Source organism: Psychrobacillus sp. FSL K6-2836, assembly GCF_038003085.1.
GTDB lineage: Bacteria > Bacillota > Bacilli > Bacillales_A > Planococcaceae > Psychrobacillus.
Window position 1 is genome coordinate 2,907,821 of sequence record NZ_JBBOOM010000001.1, and the last position, 21,353, is coordinate 2,929,173.

The window sequence follows — 21,353 nt, forward strand, 5'->3', positions numbered from 1 at the left end:
AAACAAATTGGTTTCACTACCTTTTTTCTTTATGGGGCTATTTCCTCTAGTTGCTCCTGCAATTCCAACCATTCATTAGACAAGTCATCTTGTTTTTCTTTCAAGTCATCAAGTTCACGCTGTAATTGTTGAACAGCTTCGTGGTCTTGGAAGATTTCAGGGTCACATAACTTTTCTTCAATTGTAGCAATTTCCCCATCAACAATTGGAATCTGACTTTCTAGTTCTTCTAGCTGACGTCGAAGCTGGCGTTCTTTTTTCTTTGATTCTTTATCAATTGTGGATGTGTTCACTTTCGTAACTACCGTATTTTCAACAACGGCATTTTCTAATGCTAGTTCTTCCATTTCTTCTTTTTTTTCTAAGTAATAGTCGTAGTCTCCAAGGAATAGGGTTGCATCCTCGCTTGCTAACTCAATAACCTTTGTTGCAATTCGGTTTATAAAATATCGGTCATGGGATACGAATATGATAGTCCCAGGAAAGTCGAGCAATGCATTTTCGAGAACTTCTTTACTGTCTAAGTCTAGATGGTTAGTAGGCTCATCGAGTACAAGGGTGTTCGCTTTTAAAAGCATTAGCTTTGCAAGAGCGAGTCTTGCTTTTTCACCACCGGAAAGTGTTGATATCGTTTTTTGTACATCGTCTCCTGTAAACAAGAAACGACCTAATACGGTGCGGACATCTCTTTCATTCATCAACGGCCATTCATCCCATAGTTCCTGCAATGCAGTTTTGTTGCCAGTTAGTACTGCTTGTTCTTGGTCATAGTATCCAAATTGGACATTTGTACCATACTGGATTTTCCCTCCAGCAGCCTCCAATTGTTTCATAATTGTTTTTAATAGAGTCGATTTTCCGACTCCATTTGGTCCGACGAGTGCAATTCGATCCTGCTTGTATACAGAAAAAGATATATTAGACGAAACGGTCTTGTTTGGATAACCGACTGCGATTTCCTCAAGGCGCAGAACGTCATTGCCACTAGGTCGATCGATAGTAAAGCCGAATGATGCAGATTTTTCATCGCCATCCGGGGAGTCCATCCAATCGGTTTTTTCGATAACCTTACGTCTAGACTGGGCCATTTTAGTAGTAGAGGCACGAGCCAGATTTTTACTAACAAAATCCTCTAGCTTTGCTTTCTCCTCCTGCTGTTTTTCGTATTTTTTTCTATCTAACTCATAGTTTTTTGCTTTTTGCGTTAAGTAGGAGCTGTAGTTGCCAACATATCTTGCTACATTATGTCGAGATACTTCGTAAACAAAGTTGACGACTTGGTCTAAAAAGTATCGGTCATGTGAGACAATAAGAACTGCACCATTATAATTTTTCAAATAGTTTTCTAAAAAGCTTAACGTTTGAATGTCCAAATGGTTGGTAGGCTCATCGAGGATAAGTAAGTCTGGCTTGCTCAATAGCATTTTAGCTAGTGCCAGCCTCGTTTTTTGTCCTCCGGATAATGCTTGGACAGGTTTATCATAATCATCTGGGAAAAACTGCATGCCATGTAAGATGGAGCGGATATCTGATTCGAAACGATAGCCACCAGCTTCATCAAAGGCTAACTGTAATTCATCATATGTTGCTGCCACTCTTGCATAAGCTTCGGAATCTTCATATATAGAAGGGTCTGCCATTTGTGATTCTAAGGAACGAAGCTCTTTTTCGGAGTTAATGAGATGACTAAAGATTGTCTTCATTTCCTCCCAGATGGTCAGCTTGGATTCGAGACCTGCATGCTGTTCTAAATAGCCAAGACGAATATTTTTTGGCATAATTATTTCGCCTGAATCATACGACATTTCACCTGCTATTATTTTAAGTAGTGTAGATTTTCCGGCACCGTTTCTACCAACAAGGGCAACCCGGTCTCGATCCTGAACCTCTAGCTTTACGTTAGTTAATATATCTTCACCGTTAAAGGATTTTGTTATTTGATTGACTTGTAAAACAATCACAATTCTTTGCACCTCAATTCTATCCTTAGTGTAATAGATAGGGCTTGTCGTTGCAACGCTCTAGGTTTACAATGATAGAAATGTCTAGTAAGATAATAACGATTTGTTTGACTAAACTAGGAGGATTTTTTATGAAACCAGAAACACCGAGAATTCCTCAAGCAACTACGAAAAGACTTCCATTATATTATAGATTTTTACAAAGTTTTCATAATGCTGGGCATAAACGAGTTTCCTCGCAGGAATTGAGTGAAGCGATGAAAATCGATTCAGCTACAATTAGAAGAGATTTCTCTCATTTTGGTGCGCTTGGGAAAAAGGGATACGGCTATGATGTTCCAACGTTACTTGAGTTTTTCCGTAAAACACTTGACCAGGATGAGGCTGCAAATGTGGCTCTTATTGGTGTTGGTAGTTTAGGAACTGCTTTTCTAAAATATAACTTCCAAAAAAACCACAACACTAAGATTGTCGTGGCATTTGATACAAAGGCCCCAGTTGAGGGAACGACAATTAGCGATATTCCAGTATATCACTCGAGTGTTATGCTAAAAAAACTAGAGGAATATGGAATCGAATTAGTAATTTTTACTTTGCCGAGTCGAGCAGCACAGCAGGTAGCCGATCAATTAGAGGCATCCTCTATTAAAGGGATATTAAACTTTACACCAATCCGTATCCAAACAACTGATGCAATCCGTGTGCACACAATCGATCTTTCTGTCGAATTGCAGACCCTTATTTATTTAATAAGAAATGAACATACTGAATAACAAAAAAAGCCTTTGACCATAATGCTAACAGGTCAAAGGCTTTTATTAATGGAAAAATAGGAACTGCATATTTGAATATTGTTTAAGAAACTGTTGAATGTCGTCACCGTAAAATTGAACTAACACAACAAATCCATTTAATAACATATGGGAAATAATTGATGCGATAATTCGCTTCGTCTTGTAATAGATAAATGCGAATATAAATCCAGAAACGGCATATAGTAGTATGTGCGTAAAGTCAAAGTGAATAATTCCGAACACAATTGCACTTACAGAAGCGGCTACAAAGAAATTCGTTTTTGGCAACAGAGTTCCGAAGATGATTCTTCGGAATATCAGCTCCTCTAATATAGGGGCAAAAATGACAATTGAAAAAATAGCTAATGGTACGGTATGGGCAATTTCTATAAACTGAGTTGTATTTTCTGATCCAGGATCCACACCAAATTTGAGCTCGATGCTTGCTGCAATACCCTGTCCCACAAATACTAGAAAGAAACCAGCAATTCCCCAACCAATCGTTTGGAGGGTTGGGCTTGGCTTACCATTTAGCGGCTTCAAGTAAGTCTTGTCTTTACGGATGATTAGTAGGGTGATCAATGTAGCGATTCCCATGCTAAGAAATACCCACCAACCAGAAATGAAAAGTGCTGGATTTTCCACTCCTTTAGTTTCTAATAGGCTATAAAGCTCTGGTAGGAACGGGACGAGTATACCTGAAGATAATTGCATTACACAGTAAACTATTAATATGTATATACCAGTTTTTTGTTGTTTCATGAACAGTTTTATTCCTCTCTATATGTACCTTCTTTTCTTATTGTATCGGAAATAGAAAATAAAAGAAAAAGATAGCTTCTCACTTGCAAAATGTTCTGTGATTAATTATTATTATAAGTGTGTTAGCACTCAAAGAGTAAGAGTGCTAATAATAATAAATTTTACTATTTTAGGGAGGTAGTTTCACTTGTTAAGACCATTAGGTGATCGTATCGTAATCGAATTAATCGAAGCTGAGGAAAAAACAGCATCTGGCATCGTACTTCCAGACTCTGCTAAAGAAAAACCGCAAGAAGGAAATGTTGTTGCTACAGGAACTGGACGAGTACTTGAAAACGGCACTCGCGTTGAACTTGACGTAAAAGAGGGAGACCGCATCATCTTCTCTAAATATTCAGGTACAGAAGTAAAATATGACAACAATGATTATTTAATTTTACGCGAAAGCGATGTTCTAGCTGTAATTGGCTAATTAAATCTTTGGAAAATATATTCAGGAGGTAACTAACACATGGCTAAAGAAATTAAATTTAGTGAAGACGCTCGTAGCGCAATGCTACGTGGGGTAGATAAACTTGCAGATGCTGTTAAAGTAACGCTTGGACCAAAAGGACGTAATGTAGTTCTGGAGAAAAAATTTGGTTCACCACTTATTACTAATGATGGTGTAACTATTGCAAAAGATATCGAATTGGAAGATGCATTTGAAAATATGGGTGCTAAATTAGTGGCAGAGGTTGCTTCTAAAACAAATGATATCGCTGGTGACGGTACAACAACTGCTACTGTATTAGCGCAATCGATGATCCGTGAAGGATTGAAAAACGTAACAGCTGGTGCTAACCCAGTAGGAATTCGTAAAGGTATTGACCTTGCAGTTGCTGCTGCAGTTACAGAGTTAAAAGCAATTTCTAAACAAATCGAAGGCAAAGAGTCTATTGCTCAGGTTGCAGCTATTTCTTCAGGAGATTCTGAAGTAGGTGAACTAATTGCTGAAGCAATGGAGCGCGTTGGTAACGACGGTGTCATTACAATTGAAGAATCTAAAGGGTTCACTACTGAACTTGACGTCGTAGAAGGTATGCAGTTCGATCGTGGATATGCATCTCCTTATATGGTAACAGATTCAGATAAAATGGAAGCTATTTTAGACAATCCATATATTTTAATAACAGATAAAAAAATCACAAGCATACAAGAAATTCTTCCTGTGCTTGAGCAAGTAGTACAACAAGGCAAACCACTTTTACTAATCTCTGAGGACGTAGAAGGGGAAGCTCTAGCTACTCTAGTATTAAACAAATTACGTGGAACTTTCAATGCCGTAGCTGTTAAAGCGCCAGGATTTGGTGACCGTCGTAAAGCGATGTTAGAAGATATCGCAGTTCTTACTGGAGCTGAAGTAATCACAGAAGATTTAGGTTTAGACTTAAAATCTGCTAACATTACTCAATTAGGTCGCGCATCTAAAGTTGTTGTATCTAAAGATAATACGACAATCGTAGAGGGTAACGGAGAGTCTGATCGCATCGCAGGTCGTGTAACACAAATCCGTTCTCAATTAGAAGACACTACATCTGAATTCGACAAAGAAAAACTACAAGAACGCCTAGCTAAATTAGCTGGTGGTGTAGCTGTAGTTAAAGTCGGAGCAGCAACAGAAACAGAACTAAAAGAACGCAAGCTACGTATTGAAGATGCTCTTAATGCTACTCGCGCAGCAGTTGAAGAAGGTATCGTAGCTGGTGGTGGTACTGCACTAGTAAACGTATATAACAAAGTTGCCGAATTAGCAGAAACAAAAGAAGGCGACGTAGCTACGGGTCTGAAAATTGTACTTCGTGCATTAGAAGAACCAGTTCGTCAAATCGCTAACAATGCAGGTCTTGAAGGATCTATCGTTGTAGATCGTTTAAAACGTGAAGAAGTCGGTATCGGATTCAATGCTGCAACTGGCGAATGGGTGAATATGATCGAAGCAGGTATCGTTGATCCAACTAAAGTAACTCGTTCAGCACTTCAAAACGCTGCATCTGTAGCAGCATTATTCTTAACTACAGAAGCAGTAGTAGCAGACATTCCAGAACCAGCAGGAGCAGGCGGCATGGGTATGCCTGATATGGGTGGAATGGGCGGCATGATGTAAGGCTTTTGAGCTGTACATCTGAAAAATAACTTAAGTTATTTTTCACCCAATTCACTTAAATTGTGAAGTAGTTACGTAAAAACATATATCAATAACAAAAAGCCATTCCCTACAAAAAAATTAGGGAATGGTTTTTTGTGTTGTTATAATTTGAGTACCAAGACTTTCAGATGACAGGCATTTTTAAGAGTACGACTAAGACAATTATCAATAATTATGAAATGCTCTTTGGAAAGTTTGTGGCTTTATATTTTTCATTTTGACAAAAAAATGTCCAAATTTTCAGATGTCTAAATGTACTTATGTTTGTTATAAGTTATTAAGCATGATATAAAGTATAAAAGAAACGGGAATTATATTTTTGACGGAGCGTATTTATAAGATATAACTGAAAAAATAATTGTGTATAAAAAAACGATTATGTATCCACAAAGTACAAAGGGAGTGAATCTATGTCAAAAATAATTATTATAGAAGACGCGGAAACTATAAGAGAGGAACTTAAAACCTTCTTGAATAGATATGGTTATGAAGTGGTTGCTCCAACAAACTTCGAAAATATTATTAATGATATTTTAAGAGAAAAATCTGATTTAATACTTTTAGACATAAACCTACCTGTAACTGATGGATACTATATATGCAGAGAAATAAGGAAAAAATCCGATGTGCCGATAATAGTAGTTACGAGCAGGGATAACGAGATGGACGAACTTATGAGTATGAATTTAGGTGCGGATGATTTTATTACAAAACCATACAATACTCAAATTCTTTTGGCAAGAATCGAATCTATATTAAGAAGAGTTCATGGATCTAGTAATCGAGATACCATTGCTTATAATGATCTAAAGCTTAATTTATCCAATGGCACTGTTACTTATAAAGGCAATACAGCAGAGTTAACGAAAAATGAACTCAAAATACTCTCCTGCCTGATTAAAAATAAAGGAAAAATCGTTTCAAGGGACGATTTAATGGACTTTATGTGGAACTCGGATATTTTTGTGGATGATAATAACTTATCTGTTAATGTTACAAGGTTAAGAAAAAAACTTGAAGGAGTAGGGATGAAGGAAAATATTGAAACAAGACGTGGATTAGGTTATATACTACCATGAATTTAAAGGACTATTTAAAAGACAGAACACTATTCCTGCTCATTAACTTTATATTACTAATCATCATATGTGGCATTATGTTCCTAGTTAGCATAAGCAATAATATAATTATCTTTATGTTTAGCTTATGGGTTTTACCCCTTCTTTCTTATTTCATCGTAGAATTTATTAAACAAAAGAATTTCTACAACGAGCTAAACGCCATAATGGATAGTTTAGATCAAAAATATTTGCTTTCTGAAATTATGAAAGAACCTGAATCTATCGAAGGTAAAATGTTATACGAATTATTAAAACAGGCAAATAAGGATATGCACGAGCACGTAAAGAAACATCGAGAAATGCAAAGTGACTATAGAGAGTATATAGAGACTTGGGTACATGAGATTAAGACCCCTATTGCATCCGCAAGATTAATGATTGAAAATAATCAAAATGAAATAACTAGGAATATTAACTATGAAATGAAGAAAATTGAGGAATATATTGAACAAGTACTTTACTATTCAAGAAGTAATGATGTAAGTAAAGATTATATTATAAAAGAAATCTCTTTAGAGACCCTTGTTAGAAGTGTTATAAAGAAAAATTCCAGAGACTTTATTAGCAGAAGTATTTCCATTGATATTGAAGCGGTAGAAGGAAATGTATACAGCGATGCGAAATGGCTAGAATTTATTTTAAATCAACTAATTGGAAATGCTATTAAATATACCAAGGGCAGTAAGGGAAAAGTTAAAATTTCTACTATTAGAAACGAAAACAATATTGTACTTACAATAGAGGATAATGGCATAGGGATTCTAGATAAAGACATAGGAAGAGTTTTTGAAAAAGGATTTACAGGTGAAAATGGAAGGAAGTTTGGAAGGTCTACCGGTATTGGTTTATACTTGTGTCAAAAGCTTGCTGCACAGCTTGGCTTAGGGCTAACTTTAACTTCAAAATCAGGAGAAGGCACAATGGTTAGCATTATTTTTCCCTTAGGAAGCGTAAATTTAATGAATTGATTTTTTGGTGTGACGGATTTATGGCAATAGCTATAAATCCGTTTTTTTATGCCTAACCTAACCTTGCAAAAATGTAACTTTAATAAAACAAAAACGAATATGTCCTCCTAGTGACTATTGATAAGATGTGTATAAGAAATCAAATTAGGAGGAATTGAAATGAAAAAAATAGTAATCACAATATTGGCAGCCTTATTTTTATTCGCTGGAGTTTTCTTTACGTACGAATACATCACGGATCAAAAGATTGTAGATGGTGTTGTGTCAAAAAGTATCGATGGCAAGGGAAAACCTGTAGATATAACAACTGAGTTCTCACCAGATGATACGATTTATTTTGGTGCGAAAGCTAACAGATTTTGGATAAAAAAAGCAGAAGTCGTATGGTATAAAGGTGAAATTGCAACAGCAAACAGATTGTTAGTTGAGGAAGGAATTGAGCTTAACAAAGCGGGATACTTTACTACCGAGCTATCTGTTCCGGAAGGCCTTGATGAAGGTCATTATAGTGTTACGATTTATGTAGATGGTAAGAAGATTCGAGAAACAGACACCGAATTTGATATTAAAAAATAGAGAAATATGCGTAAACGACTATTTAAAAAGCTCATAAAACATATGGAGGAAAAGTAATGCAAACTATACTAAACGTTGAAAAAATTGAAAAGTATTATGGCAATAAAGGCAATATAACAAAGGCTATTAATAATATAAGCTTCCGTGTTGAAAAGGGAGAGTTTGTAGGAATAATGGGTCCATCTGGAAGTGGCAAAACGACACTCCTAAATTGTGTATCAACTATTGATACTGTGACGACTGGTCACATAATTATAAATAATAAAGATATTACAGCTCTTAAGAAAAAAGCATTGGAAGACTTCAGACGTGATGAATTAGGTTTTATCTTCCAAGATTTTAACCTTCTAGATACACTGACTGCTTACGAAAATATAGCTTTGGCCTTAACTATTCAAAACAGGAATATTAAAGAAATAGATCGACTGATAAAAAAAGTTGCGGATAAACTTGAAATTACTGAAATACTTAGCAAATATCCCTTTCAAATCTCTGGAGGGCAAAAGCAAAGAGTAGCATCCGCAAGAGCTTTGGTTACAGAGCCTTCTCTAATTTTAGCCGACGAGCCTACTGGTGCCTTGGATTCGAAATCTGCAAGATTACTTTTAGATTCATTTGAAAAGCTGAACAAAGAACTTCATTCGACAATACTAATGGTTACCCATGATGCGTTTACAGCAAGTTATGCTAATAGAATTTTGTTTATAAAAGATGGACGGATTTTCAATGAATTAATACGTGGGGATGACTCAAGAAAGGAATTCTTCAATAAAATCATTGAAGTGGTAACTTTGCTTGGAGGAGATATTGGCCATGTTCTCTAAAATAGCAATTAATAACGTAAAAAGAAGCTTTAAAGATTATTCAATCTATTTTCTTACGCTAACCTTTGCAGTTTGTATATTTTACAGTTTCAATTCGATTGATGATCAAACTGCCATGCTTGAAATGAGTAAAAGTACTGCAAACTTTATGGCAACACTAAATAACCTCATCGCAGGGACATCCATATTTGTATCTTTTGTTCTCGGTGGGTTAATCATTTATGCGAATAATTTTTTAATAAAAAAGCGAAAAAAAGAACTAGGCATATATATGACTTTAGGAATGTCAAAGAGAAAAATTTCAAAAATATTTATCTTTGAAACGCTGTTGATAGGCTTCATCTCCCTAGCGGTTGGAATAATATTCGGAATTTTAGTATCACAGGGTATGTCCGTTATTACAGCGCAACTTTTGGCGGTAGACATAGACCAGTATAAATTTATGATTTCAATTAGTGCTATGGTTAAATCTATTGTATATTTTGGAATCATATTCCTCCTTGTGATGATCTTCAATCAAGTAACAATTTCTAAATACAAATTGATTGATATGCTAAATGCTTCAAAGAAAAATGAAGAAGTGAAGCTGAGCAACACTTTAGTCTCAATGGTTATATTTATTTTATCAGTGATCCTTTTGGTAAATTCGTATATCCTCATACAAAAGAATGGGTTAAATTCGGAAGGTGCTTTACTGATCGTTATTGTTTTGATGGGAGTAATAGGTACGCTGTTATTCTTTTTGAGTCTTTCCAATTTCTTTATCCATATTGTACAAAAGAGAAAAAGAATCTATCTAAAAGGGTTAAATGTTTTTATCTTAAGGCAGATCAATAACAAAATTAATACGAACTTCCTATCGATGTCTGCAATATGTCTTATGCTTTTTTTAACCATTACACTTTTGTTTACAATGTTTGGTTATAAAGGTATTTACGATAAAATGTTAGAGGGAAATACTTCTTTTGATGCTTCTTCTTGGCTTATGACGGACGAAGAGCAAAAGGTAAATGATATTGAAGAATATTTAGAGATAGTGAACTTTGAGTTTGAAGACTATGAAAAACATTCATTTTATAGTGTATATGAACTTAACCTTACTTTAGAGAACTTGTTATTTGATTATTTGAGTGAGCAGGAGATAATCGATTTTAGGGAAAACTATATGGATGGTCCTTTATCTGCAATGAAAATATCAGACTATAATTCAAACCTAAAGCTTAAAGGACAAGAGCCTATTGATTTAAAGGATAATGAGGTTTTAGTTGTATCGAACTATGCGCAGATTAATGGTGCATTGGATGCCTTTATGGAAAATGAAAACCAAATAACAATTGAAAATAAAATTTATACTATAAAAAATGATGCTCCAATTGAAGAGAATATATTGACTACCGGAACAATCATAGACTTCTTTTTCCTTATTATCCCGGATAGCTTTACAGCTGACTTACACCTAGCTTCAACAGGTTTTAACGTGATCTATGATGAAAGCCATGCTGAAAAATCAGAAGAGAAATTTTCAAACCTATTTGAAACTATTTCAGGAAACACTTATATAGAAGACAAATTTATTTTAGTTTTTGGAAATACAATAGACCAAGTACATACAAGAGTGCATGGTTCAACTGCAACGATTGTATTCTTTGGAGTATATTTAGGTATCATTTTTCTTATATCTAGCGCAGCTGTTTTAGCATTACAACAGCTATCGGATGCAAGTGAAAGTTTAGAACGATATAAATCACTAAAGAAGATCGGAGTCACAGAAAAGCAGATAAACAAAGCAATATTAATACAAACTTTTATTTATTTTATGGTGCCATTAGGTTTGGCTATCATTCATTCTATAGTTGGGATAGTTGTAGTCAATGAAATTTTCAGAACCTACAGTCAGAGTATCATTGGCAGTTCTTTATTTATGATAGCCTTTGCCCTTGTAATAATCTATGGCGGATACTTTTATGCAACATATGTTAGCTTTAAGAATATCGTTAGAAATAGCAATTAATATAGAGGCTTCTCATTAGTTGTGAAAACTATTGGGAAGCTTCTTTTTCATTTTCTTTTGTAATAATTATAAACAATTAGCCTGTATCTACGATTACTTGGTAATCTAAGATACAGGTTTTGTATTTCAGTTATAATTGTCCCTATATATTTAATCTTATAGATACTTTTTTATATGAGTCAATTTCATAATTACTTGTTTCTTTTAAAAATACGAATGTTTACTTAATATCGCAATATTATTCGTTTTTTAAAAGCGATTCCGTTGATTGGAGTGGCAGGCGGCGACTCCAGCGGGAACAGCGCGAGCTGAAAGCCCGCAGGAAAGACATTGGTCGAACTTTGTTTGACAAATGTCTTTGCGACGAGTAACCGCAGGAGCATATGTTTTCGTAGTGACGAGGAGATTAAAGCCGTGCCCGCGGAAAGCGTCCGCCTAGAGCGGAAATCAACGTTGAAATTGATTCATATGAAATATTTATAAAAATCAATTAAAGATTAAACGCAGATAAAAGAAGAGAATCTTTGTTAAATAAATACTTTTAAAATTGAACCTATTATGCTTTGATAATCGTCTAATAGCAGAATTTGAAGTAGGTTGAAAGGGAGGGTAGTAGAATGGACAGCGAAGAAAAAGATTTCATATTAGAAAAAGTGATGATTGAATATGGTAATGAGTTGGTACGATTGGCATTTTCTTATGTGAAAGATACAGAGATTGCAAAGGATATGGTTCAAAATACGTTTATCAAATGCTACAAAAACGTAGACTCATTTCGATATGATGCACAAATAAAAACATGGCTCTATCGTATAACCATTAACGAATGTAAAGATTATTTAAAAAGTTGGAATTACAAAATGGTACAAGTAAAAAGTTTTATTAATGAGACAGCGAGGTCAATATTACCTTCAGTAGAGAAAACAGTTATTGATAAATATAATAATGAAAATATGAAAGATACTATCTCTACTCTTCCAAAAGAGTATCGAGAAGTCGTTTATCTATTCTACTATGATTCATTAAAAACAGAGGAAATTGCTAAAGTTTTAGATATTCCAGTTAACACAGTGAAGACTCGATTAAGAAGAGCAAAACAAAGATTACTCTCGATGGTAAAGGAGGCTGAATTTAATGAAAGATAAACGATTAATTGATGCATTAAAAAATATGTCTGAACAAGACCTAAGATTTACGAAAGAAGATCGTGGTAAAGTGTTTGAACAAATTCATAAAATGGAAAAAGAGATTAAACCCCAAAAGAAATCGTTTGCTTTTATTTCAAAACAATTCTCCATTCTTACAGCTTCTTTATTAGTGGTCGGTTTGTGTATATTTTTGTTTATTCCATCGATTCTTCCTGGAAACCTTACTAACGAAAATAACGGAAGTAATACTAGTGGAGTTGTATCGCAAGAAGACGAGTATTTTACCGCTTTATTTATGGTGAAAGATGAAAATGATAGAATACCTATTAATCTTTTATTTACTTATAGTAAAGATAAAAAGATGATGAAAGTTGTTTCGATCCCTCGTGATGCTTATACTCCGATATTGGATGATAAATTGACACATGCTTATGTTTACGGCTCGGGAGGAGCTGAGAATGTAAGAACTGCAGTTTCAAAACTATTTGATTTACCAATTGATTATTATGCTGTTATGGATTTAGAAACCTTTTCAACGGTGATTGATTCAGTGAATGGGATAGAATACGACTTGAAAGAAGATATTCGAGTAAGAGCTATATCTCAAGTTGCATTTGAATTCAAAAAGGGGAAGCATCGTTTGAATGGCGAAGAGGTTGTGGCATTAATGATGGATGCTACAGTGGGAGAAAGTTTGGGTGAAGAAGACCAATACAATCTCATTAATGCAGTGATAAATCAAACAATAAATGGTTTACCAAAAACACAATTAAAACATTTTACCTCTAAAATAGAAGGCAATCTTTCAATTGAAAAATTGTTCGAGAATGAAATGGAACTCAATTCAATTCAATTGGTCTCATTAATCGATGGAATAATAAGCTCATCGAAAATAATCTCAGCGACAGAGGGCATTTACTTTATTAAATTCGAAAAAGATTTTTTAAATTCAATTACAGAAAAATTAACCAAATAAAAGATAAATTTTGGAAAAACATTTATATCTATATAAAGGCGGATTAAACAATCAAGTTAAAAGTGAGGAGACTTTATTGAATGAATTAAGAATGGAAAGAAGAGAAACAAATAAAAAGAAATGGACAAAAAGAATAATATTCTTTATTTTGTTTTTATTATTTATTACAAGTGTCTACGGTGTATTTGTTTTTTATAAAACCAAAAGCGCTTTAGATAACGCACAAGTTGACTTAAATCGTGAGGGTGATAAGTCAGAACTTAGAGAGGAAGCAGTAAATATTGGGAGTAACCCAATTTCAATTTTACTAATGGGTGTAGAAAGGTACTCGACTGGTGATAAAGACGGACGAGCGGATACACAAATTGTTATGACGTTGAATCCAAATACAAACGAAATGGCTATGGTGACTATTCCAAGGGATACAAGAGTCAATATTGAAAATGCAGGAGAATATTCTGGTATTCATAAAATAAATTCAGCATATACCTATGGATCAATCACCGGATATGGAGCTGAAAAACTTCAAGTAGAAACGATTGAAAAACTGCTTAATATACCTATAGATAAATTTGTTGCAATAGATTTTGATGGTTTTCGAGATATTATTGATGCCATTGGCGGTGTTAACATTGATATAAAAGAAGGATTTTGGGAAAAAAACATTTACAACAATGACGAGAAAATTTATTTCACCCCTGGTCAAGATAAATTAAATGGAGAAGAGGCTCTTGCTTTCGTTCGTATGAGGTTGAGAGATGTCAATTTAACCTATTCACGAGATGAAAGACAAAGGCAACTTATAGAGGCGCTAATTAAGCAATTTATTTCAGCAGGAACAATATTTAAAGTCGATAAAATTACCAGTATACTTGGAGAAAATATAGATACTGATTTAAGTGCTGAAGAAATCTATATTCTACAACAACAGTATTCTAAAATAAATAAATCTACTATAAAAACAATTCTAATTGGTGGCCAAGATCAGTATGTAAATGGAAGTTCTTATTTTATTCCTGAAGAGTCAGGCATAGAGGAAGTAAGTCAACAATTACGTGAATCACTGGAATTAAAATAGATTAGTCATTTTATAACAAATGTAAATATAATTGATGGATTTAATAAATTTAGTCACCAGTTTTCATTTCATTAAATCCAGAGTTAGTACAAACTACATAAAATTTACATTTTCATAAATAAAAGTAGAAGGATTATTGGAGAGCGGGTGAGTCTTCAAAACTACAATAGAAGAGAGGTGTTTAAAATGAGAAATAATGGGGATTCCTTAAAGGTATTATTAACATTAGTAATAGTTATATTGGCTGCATGTGGAAACTCGTCTGAAGAGTCTAGTGCTACGTTAGACAATAAGTCACAAAATAATAACTTAACTCAAAATACAAATAACGATTCAACAGAAAATACTGCTAAGACCGACAACAATGATACAGACACTATTAATAAAGACAATAATGATTCAAAAGAAAATGTGGATACATCAAACAATGTAATTGTAAAAGAAGAAAAACCGCCTACAAATAATACTGAGGGAAGTTTACAGGAAGAGTATCTCAAGAAAATAAATTATACTAAAAAAGAAGCGGAAGAATTGGTGGCAACAGATTCTTCGACATACGCTTTGAAAAAAGTGGAAAACGATAGATGGGATATTTGGGATGAATTGTTGAATGAAATTTATGGAGTTCTAAAGGAGCAACTGTCGGACAAAGAGATGAACCAATTAAGAGAAGAACAACGAAATTGGATAAAATATAGAGATGATTGTGCGCTGGAAGCATCACTAAAATATAAAGGCGGTACACAGGAACACTTAGAATATGTGGCTGTGCTAACAAATCTTACAGAAGAAAGATGCTATGAGTTAGTTTCAAATTATATGAAGTAATATTTTAACAATGATGAGTAATTGGTTATCCATATTCAGGTTTATAAAGTTAATTTAATCAAACTTTATTCCAAAGCTACAAATGTAACTGAATAATAACGATATTTAGTTAATGAAACAGACACACAAAATAATGTGTCTGTTTTTTCTATTTATTGTACAAAAGGGAAAGAATGACAATATTTTTGAAAACTACTGGTACGCTATCACTTGATTGAATATAAACGTTAATTAAATAGTTGTTATATTGTTTTGATAATTTTTACTTTCTAGTTTTATTTGTAATGTAAGATTGGACAATTTTATTCAAATTATACGGGGTGGGAAAACACTTGAAATATCAGTGAGAACAATTATAAAAGCATAATTATTTTTTTAGAATAGAGTTGTTTAAGATATATATATTATTTCATATATTGCAAAATTCTAAAAAGACGTAATGGAAGCGTCATTTTTTTTAATCAGAGTAACACTAATTGGTAACAAAGCTTTGTTATATTAAAGTAGGCAGATGATGGTGCTGCCGGAAAATTTGAGTAATGTTTTTACTCGGACTGGGAGATGAAACGATAAGTAACGGAGTTTATGAAAAATCCATCCTATCAGTAGAAAAAAATACGAATTAGGAGAGATCAAGTAATGAATAAAAAACAAATGGATTCTAAGAGAGTAAATAAAAAATTATCGAAGAAAGTAGCGCCACTAGTAATGTCAACATCAATGATAGCTGCAACCTTTTTAGCGGCTGGTGCACCTATTTCTGCGGCAGAGCTTGATACAAAGAGCGTTAACCCGGAAGTTATTGAACAATTGAATAATCATGGTCAGGAAGTATCTGCATTAGCAAAAAGTCTACCAGGATCTCCGGAAAAAGGTAAACTAGTTAGCGAACAAGCTCGAGCTAATTCTGACACAACTAATGATGATCCAGATAATATAGATGAAATAAATAATAATGTGCCACAAGAAGGTGAAATAAGTGACGATACAGCAGTTGAAGAAGACGCAGCAACTGAAGAACCAGAAACCCCAACAACTGAAGATAGCCAAGTAGAAGATGGAACAGAAACAGTTGAAGAAGACGTAGTTGCTGAAGAACCAGAGACTCCAACTGCTGAAGATGGCCAAGTAGAAGATGGAACAGAAACAGTTGAAGAAGAAGGAACAGCTGAAGAACCAGAAGTACCAACAGCTGAAGATGGTCAAGTAGAAGATGGAACAGAAACAGTTGAAGAAGACGTAGTTGTTGAAGAACCAGAAACCCCAACAACTGATGATGGTCAAGTAGAAGATGGAACAGAAACAGTTGAAGAAGACGTAGTTGTTGAAGAACCAGAAACCCCAACAACTGAAGATAGCCAAGTAGAAGATGGAACAGAAACAGTTGAAGAAGAAGAAGAAGTTATTGAAGAACCAGAAACCCCAACAACTGATGATGGTCAAGTAGAAGATGGAACAGAAACAGTTGAAGAAGAAGGAACAGCTGAAGAACCAGAAGTACCAACAACTGAAGATGGTCAAGTAGATGGTTCACAAAATCAAGAAGATGACTCTAGTACATGGGTAGATGAAACTTATCAATTTATCGGTGATGGCTATCAAAGTGTTATAGGATACTATCAAACACTTATTGAACAAAAGTTAGCTCAAACAAGTGAAGAACCAGAAAACGTTGAAGCTATTGATGTAGTATCCGATGTATCTGCTGATTCTGGTGAAAAAGATACAACAACTTTAGAAGCAGACTCGTCTCAAGACATCTCTGTTGATAACGAAAATACAGATTTAACAAATGATATTAACGTTAATCTAGAAAGCCCAGTGGTCGTAGAAAATGAAGAGCAACCTTCTGATGTAGAAACACCAGAGGAAATCGTAGAATTAGTAGGAAATACAGTATCAGATCTTGAGGAACCAGTACAAAAAGTAGAAGATACAGTATCGGATCTTGAGGTACCAGTACAAACAGTAAATGAAGAAGAAAGTTTGGCAACTGAAACAGAACAAGTAAGTCAAAATGAGGTAGAAAAAGAATCAGAACAAATCTCTTTAAAGGATAAAGTAGTTGGATACTATCAAGACCTAGTAGCTTCATTCGCTAACTTTATGAACTTCTTAAAATAAGAGTGACCGGAAACGAGTAATATGAAAATAAGAGGCTGGGCCAGAACCCCAAAACAGCATTTTTCTCTGTGAGAAAAATGCTGTTTTTTTGCTGGGCACAAAATTGATTTCCATTCCAGGGACGCTTTCCACGGGCGCGGCCTGCGCCTGTAGTCTCAGGCGTCACGCTATTCCCGTAGGAGTCGCCCCTCCATTCCAATCAATTTCATTAAATATCCATTATTTAGTAAAGGTTTCTCCTTATCCAATAAAATTTCTACTTCTGTCCTAGCCTCCTTTTTGTGGTAGGGATGATTAGTATTGTTGAGATACGCTCGATATATCTTTTTATCATATTGTTGTTTTATGCCGAATGTCCATTTAACTTATATTATTGTTTCATCAGTCTGGTTATTTTATTCGCTCACTATTATCGATACATGAGAAATTCAAGTCACACTTAACCTTGTGTTTAGTGTGATTGATGTCGTGGTTATTGTATTATGGATAATAGAACAACTGCCTTAACAAATACTTAAATATAAAAATTAAGGAGAATTATATGGCCTGGAGCAAATTGAAGCAAAATCTAGAGAGTTTTCTCTGTCCTGCATTATATGGAAGGGTTGAATACCGTTCAACCAGCTACCGTTATTTACCTGATAAAGCAGGAACTTGTTATATTGCGGTTGATAAAAAGAATGTATTCAATATGAGTGATAAAACTACCTTAATCAGATGGTATCAGACAGAGCTCGAAATTAAGAATGATTCAGGTATCCAAATTCCTATCAACGATGAGGAAATTGAAGTGGTAAGAAAAGAAACCAAGGGGAAAGTTCCGGAAGATCGGCTACTAGTAATTGCAAGGGGTAAAAAAATATCAGAATATGCAAAGGAGCTTTTTTCAGCGCAGTCATCATTAACTAAATCAAATTTTACCGTTGTAGCTAATAAGTTCTTATCCTCTTCTGTAGAGGAAAGCTTAAAGAGCAATGATATCCTATTAAATATTCTAGCTTTGGTGGACAGACGGGTTGGCAAAAAACGAATTCTAAAAATGGCTGAGGAAATGAAGTTAAAGCATCCAATTGTGCAGTATTTTTATGAACTACGACTTAGGACGTTTTGATAATAAATAACTCATCATCTTAACATCACTTATTGCGAAAAATTTATCGAGAAGTAGATTTTTGTTTTATCCATGGGTTGATTAACAGAAGAATGGAACCCTTACATCTCCTGAAAACCTTACATTACTTATTGATTTCCTTCATTTTCAATCCAAGAGAAACTTTACCGAGCTAGCAATGATTAATAAATTCGGGAAAATCAAGGAATTGAGGCTACCCATTAGTTGTGCAAACTTTTGGGAAGCTTCTTTTTTCATTTCTTTTCTAATGTGGAGATAGACATTCTTGGTGATTTGATCAATTTCAGTGTCAGATTTAGAAAAACCAGTACAAACAGTTGATGAAGAAGTAAGTTTGGCTACTGAAACAGAACAAATAAGTCAAAACGAGGTAGAAAATGAATCCGACCAAATCTCTTTAAAAGATAAAATAGTAGGATACTATCAAGATTTAGTAGCTTCATTCGCTAACTTTATGAACTTCTTAAAATAAGAGGGACTCTCTAGAATAATCGAACGTAGTATAAGAGTTTAATGGCTTTGAATAAAAAGAGGAGGGGGAATGAAAAAGAAGAATATTCATCCCCCCCTTTTTTTGAGTAAAGTGTAAAAAAGACTACCTAAATGGATGCTAATATTTTGCTAACACAATCAAGTGAAAAATAGTAAATTCCAGTTCTTTTCCGTAAGTTTGTTTGCCAACAATGTACTTACATTTTCGATTATATTCGCATCCAACGAAGGGCTAACAGGTACGATATTAATTGAATTTGGTATTAAGTTTGCAATAGAAAAAGCCCACGAATTGTGAGCTTTTTCTATTGCAAAATGATTTTTAATTATGCCTTGTTTTGTTGAGCGGCTACCCAAATATTTGTATCTGCGATTGTTGGGTTAGCAAGGTAATGACCGCGGTTAAGATATAAAACATAAAATTATTCCTCTTTCTAGTTAAAATAAGTAATATGAAATTGACTCAGTTAAATAAAGTATAAGATGGTTTACAAAAAAATTAAAATATTTGAACGAAACAAAGAATCGTCGCGTCTAATGGGGGAAGGAGGCGAAAGGATGGATTTTGAAATCGTGCAGCGTGCTATTCGTGGTGATCAACAAGCGATACTTTTACTAATTGAAAAGGATGAAGAAATTTTATATCGCATTGCTTTTACATATATGAAAAATGAGCAAGATGCTTTAGACGTTATGCAGGAGCTTTTTTACAAGGCGCTTAAAAAAATGCATACCGTCAAGCAGCATGAATACGCCAGAACATGGCTCGTGCGTGTCTTGATCAATTGTTGTAAAGATCATTTACGAAAACGACAACTAACCGTTCCAATTGAGGAAAATCACCTGTTTGAATGGGTCATCTATTCAGATATGGAGAGGTTATTGGAACATTTATCCTTATCTGAGCAGCAACTCGTTTATATGAAATATTTTCAGCAACTAAAAAACAAAGAAATTGCGGAGCTAAATCGAATTCCTGAGGGCACTGTAAAGTCTAAGCTTCATCACATACTAAAGAAGCTTAGAAACTTCGCTGGAGAAAAGGAGGACTGGCTATGAGTAAATTACAGATTGACGTCCCGAAGGAGAAACTACAACATGTTCGAATGGAAACGTTTCGTAAAGTTCAGCAAGAAGAAAGAACAAAGAAGCGCATTGTTTCGGTTGCAATAGTTGCTTTGTTTTGCGTAAGTATTTTATATTCAATTCGCGTTTCTCCTACTATTGCTAGTTATGTTGAAAAAATACCTGGTTTTGAAGCAATTGTTACGGCGGTTAGAATGGATAAAGGGATACAAGATGTTGTAGATAATCATTACTATGAGGAGATCAATGAGATGCGTTCCGAAAGTGGCTTATCACTTACATTGCAAGGCGTGATTGCAGATTATTCGGGATTTGTACTTTTCTATGACGCGGATGCCTCATTTGATATTTCCAAATTAAATTTGGAAGAAGTTCAATTATTCCAAGGAGACGATGAAGTACAAGGTAACAATACATTTATCAAGAATGTAAGTGATCAAACACATATCTCTTCAACAGTAGAATATAACTTTTCAGAGCCCATTTCTTATATATCAAAGGATTTTAAAGCTGTTTTTCATTTTAATGATAAAGTGAAGGGGAAAATTGAAATTACGGTACCGTTTACACTACAAAATGAAATCGCAGAAGAAAAAATAATTGCTGCGAATCGTATTGTAGATGTCGATGGTCAGAATCTTACGATTACACAAATCCGCCGATCTCCATTAAAAGTGGCTCTCGATATTGAAATAGACGAAGCGAATACAATGCAAATATTAGCGCTCGATGATATTGCAGTCGTGACGGAGAGCGGTGAGAGAAGAGATAGCATTAGACAAGGCATTACAACACACGGTAATATTCGTGAAGGTAAATATACGGTCTATTTGCAAAGTAATTATTTCGATGATCCAGAGTCACTCAAGGTTATAATTGGAGCTGTTCATGCCGTTCCAAAGGGAGAGGATTTTATCGAAGTGGATTTTGGCACAAAAGAAGTACTTTCGAAGCCTGATTATTTCCCTTGGGATGTCTCCGTTGCGCAGCAAGATGTATCAGTTGCTATAAATAAAGGGGAACAGGGTAGGTTTTTGATACTAGCTGATGCTGTAAAAGAAGATGGTACGAAGTTAGGAGTTATGGGTGGCAATGTTTCACGAGATGAGCAGTATGTAACTGAGACGACGCAATTTGAAGAGTATGATGGCAAAGCAAAAATATATATCAACTATTATTCCAATCCTATTGGAAAAAATATCGAACTGAATATTCCATTGCAATAAGGTGCAGATGTTCAAAAAGGAGAACCTTTTTGAACATCTTTTTTTATATTGCAGACTA

Annotated in this window: 20 protein-coding genes; 18 read left to right on the top strand and 2 right to left on the bottom strand. The window is 34.5% G+C overall.

Features of this window, described 5'->3' with window-relative positions:
• Positions 1-29: 29 nt before the first annotated feature.
• Complete coding sequence (locus MKY37_RS13925; protein WP_340779934.1) at positions 30-1,961, bottom strand: ABC-F family ATP-binding cassette domain-containing protein; 1,932 nt, start codon at positions 1,959-1,961, stop codon at positions 30-32.
• A gap of 131 nt (positions 1,962-2,092) precedes the next feature.
• Between MKY37_RS13925 and MKY37_RS13930 the strand changes: the two genes are divergently transcribed.
• Positions 2,093-2,734: a redox-sensing transcriptional repressor Rex gene (locus tag MKY37_RS13930; RefSeq protein ID WP_340778013.1), complete on the top strand. Its 642-nt coding sequence runs from the start codon at positions 2,093-2,095 to the stop codon at positions 2,732-2,734.
• Between the two features lie 45 nt (positions 2,735-2,779).
• On the opposite strand, the gene MKY37_RS13935 is transcribed toward MKY37_RS13930, so the two are convergent.
• On the bottom strand, positions 2,780-3,517 hold the full coding sequence (locus tag MKY37_RS13935; RefSeq protein WP_340778014.1) for a CPBP family intramembrane glutamic endopeptidase: 738 nt from the start codon (positions 3,515-3,517) through the stop codon (positions 2,780-2,782).
• A 187-nt stretch (positions 3,518-3,704) separates the two neighbouring features.
• On the opposite strand from MKY37_RS13935, the gene groES reads away from it, so the two are divergent.
• From groES to MKY37_RS14020, 17 genes are all read left to right on the top strand, one after another.
• Complete coding sequence (gene groES, locus MKY37_RS13940) at positions 3,705-3,989, top strand: co-chaperone GroES (protein WP_340778015.1); 285 nt, start codon at positions 3,705-3,707, stop codon at positions 3,987-3,989.
• Between the two features lie 39 nt (positions 3,990-4,028).
• A complete protein-coding gene (gene groL, locus MKY37_RS13945; protein WP_090568932.1) occupies positions 4,029-5,663 on the top strand; it encodes a chaperonin GroEL in 1,635 nt (544 codons plus the stop codon).
• A 452-nt stretch (positions 5,664-6,115) separates the two neighbouring features.
• Positions 6,116-6,784, top strand: a complete 669-nt coding sequence (locus tag MKY37_RS13950; RefSeq protein WP_340778017.1) for a response regulator transcription factor — start codon at positions 6,116-6,118, stop codon at positions 6,782-6,784.
• Positions 6,781-7,794 carry a sensor histidine kinase gene (locus tag MKY37_RS13955; RefSeq protein WP_340778019.1) on the top strand — a complete coding sequence of 338 codons (1,014 nt, stop codon included), beginning with the start codon at positions 6,781-6,783 and terminating at the stop codon, positions 7,792-7,794. The genes MKY37_RS13950 and MKY37_RS13955 overlap by 4 nt, the downstream gene beginning before the upstream one ends.
• Positions 7,795-7,953: 159 nt before the next feature.
• Positions 7,954-8,370, top strand: coding sequence for a hypothetical protein (locus tag MKY37_RS13960; RefSeq protein ID WP_340778020.1), 417 nt, complete (start codon positions 7,954-7,956; stop codon positions 8,368-8,370).
• Positions 8,371-8,426: 56 nt separating this feature from the next.
• On the top strand, positions 8,427-9,194 hold the full coding sequence (locus tag MKY37_RS13965) for an ABC transporter ATP-binding protein (protein WP_340778022.1): 768 nt from the start codon (positions 8,427-8,429) through the stop codon (positions 9,192-9,194).
• Entirely contained in the window at positions 9,184-11,205 is a 2,022-nt protein-coding gene (locus tag MKY37_RS13970; RefSeq protein ID WP_340778023.1) for an ABC transporter permease, read from the top strand. The genes MKY37_RS13965 and MKY37_RS13970 overlap by 11 nt, the downstream gene beginning before the upstream one ends.
• 617 nt (positions 11,206-11,822) lie before the next feature.
• Positions 11,823-12,350, top strand: coding sequence for a sigma-70 family RNA polymerase sigma factor (locus MKY37_RS13975; RefSeq protein ID WP_340778024.1), 528 nt, complete (start codon positions 11,823-11,825; stop codon positions 12,348-12,350).
• A complete protein-coding gene (locus tag MKY37_RS13980) occupies positions 12,340-13,329 on the top strand; it encodes an LCP family protein (RefSeq protein ID WP_340778025.1) in 990 nt (329 codons plus the stop codon). Before MKY37_RS13975 ends, MKY37_RS13980 begins: the two co-directional genes overlap by 11 nt.
• 76 nt (positions 13,330-13,405) lie before the next feature.
• Positions 13,406-14,407: an LCP family protein gene (locus MKY37_RS13985; RefSeq protein ID WP_340778026.1), complete on the top strand. Its 1,002-nt coding sequence runs from the start codon at positions 13,406-13,408 to the stop codon at positions 14,405-14,407.
• A 186-nt stretch (positions 14,408-14,593) separates the two neighbouring features.
• On the top strand, positions 14,594-15,235 hold the full coding sequence (locus MKY37_RS13990; protein ID WP_340778028.1) for a lysozyme inhibitor LprI family protein: 642 nt from the start codon (positions 14,594-14,596) through the stop codon (positions 15,233-15,235).
• Positions 15,236-15,874: 639 nt separating this feature from the next.
• Positions 15,875-17,359, top strand: coding sequence for a hypothetical protein (locus tag MKY37_RS13995; protein WP_340778030.1), 1,485 nt, complete (start codon positions 15,875-15,877; stop codon positions 17,357-17,359).
• 541 nt (positions 17,360-17,900) lie between these two features.
• Entirely contained in the window at positions 17,901-18,470 is a 570-nt protein-coding gene (locus MKY37_RS14000; RefSeq protein ID WP_340778031.1) for an SF0329 family protein, read from the top strand.
• A 307-nt stretch (positions 18,471-18,777) separates the two neighbouring features.
• Positions 18,778-18,963, top strand: coding sequence for a hypothetical protein (locus MKY37_RS14005; RefSeq protein ID WP_340778033.1), 186 nt, complete (start codon positions 18,778-18,780; stop codon positions 18,961-18,963).
• A gap of 162 nt (positions 18,964-19,125) precedes the next feature.
• Positions 19,126-19,281 (top strand): hypothetical protein, encoded by a 156-nt coding sequence (locus MKY37_RS14010; protein ID WP_340778035.1) that lies wholly within the window; start codon positions 19,126-19,128, stop codon positions 19,279-19,281.
• A 260-nt stretch (positions 19,282-19,541) separates the two neighbouring features.
• The gene (locus MKY37_RS14015) at positions 19,542-20,042 is read left to right on the top strand and encodes a sigma-70 family RNA polymerase sigma factor (RefSeq protein WP_340778037.1); all 501 of its coding nucleotides are present in this window, start codon (positions 19,542-19,544) and stop codon (positions 20,040-20,042) included.
• Positions 20,039-21,295 carry a DUF4179 domain-containing protein gene (locus MKY37_RS14020; RefSeq protein ID WP_340778040.1) on the top strand — a complete coding sequence of 419 codons (1,257 nt, stop codon included), beginning with the start codon at positions 20,039-20,041 and terminating at the stop codon, positions 21,293-21,295. The genes MKY37_RS14015 and MKY37_RS14020 overlap by 4 nt, the downstream gene beginning before the upstream one ends.
• The last annotated feature ends 58 nt before the right edge of the window (positions 21,296-21,353 follow it).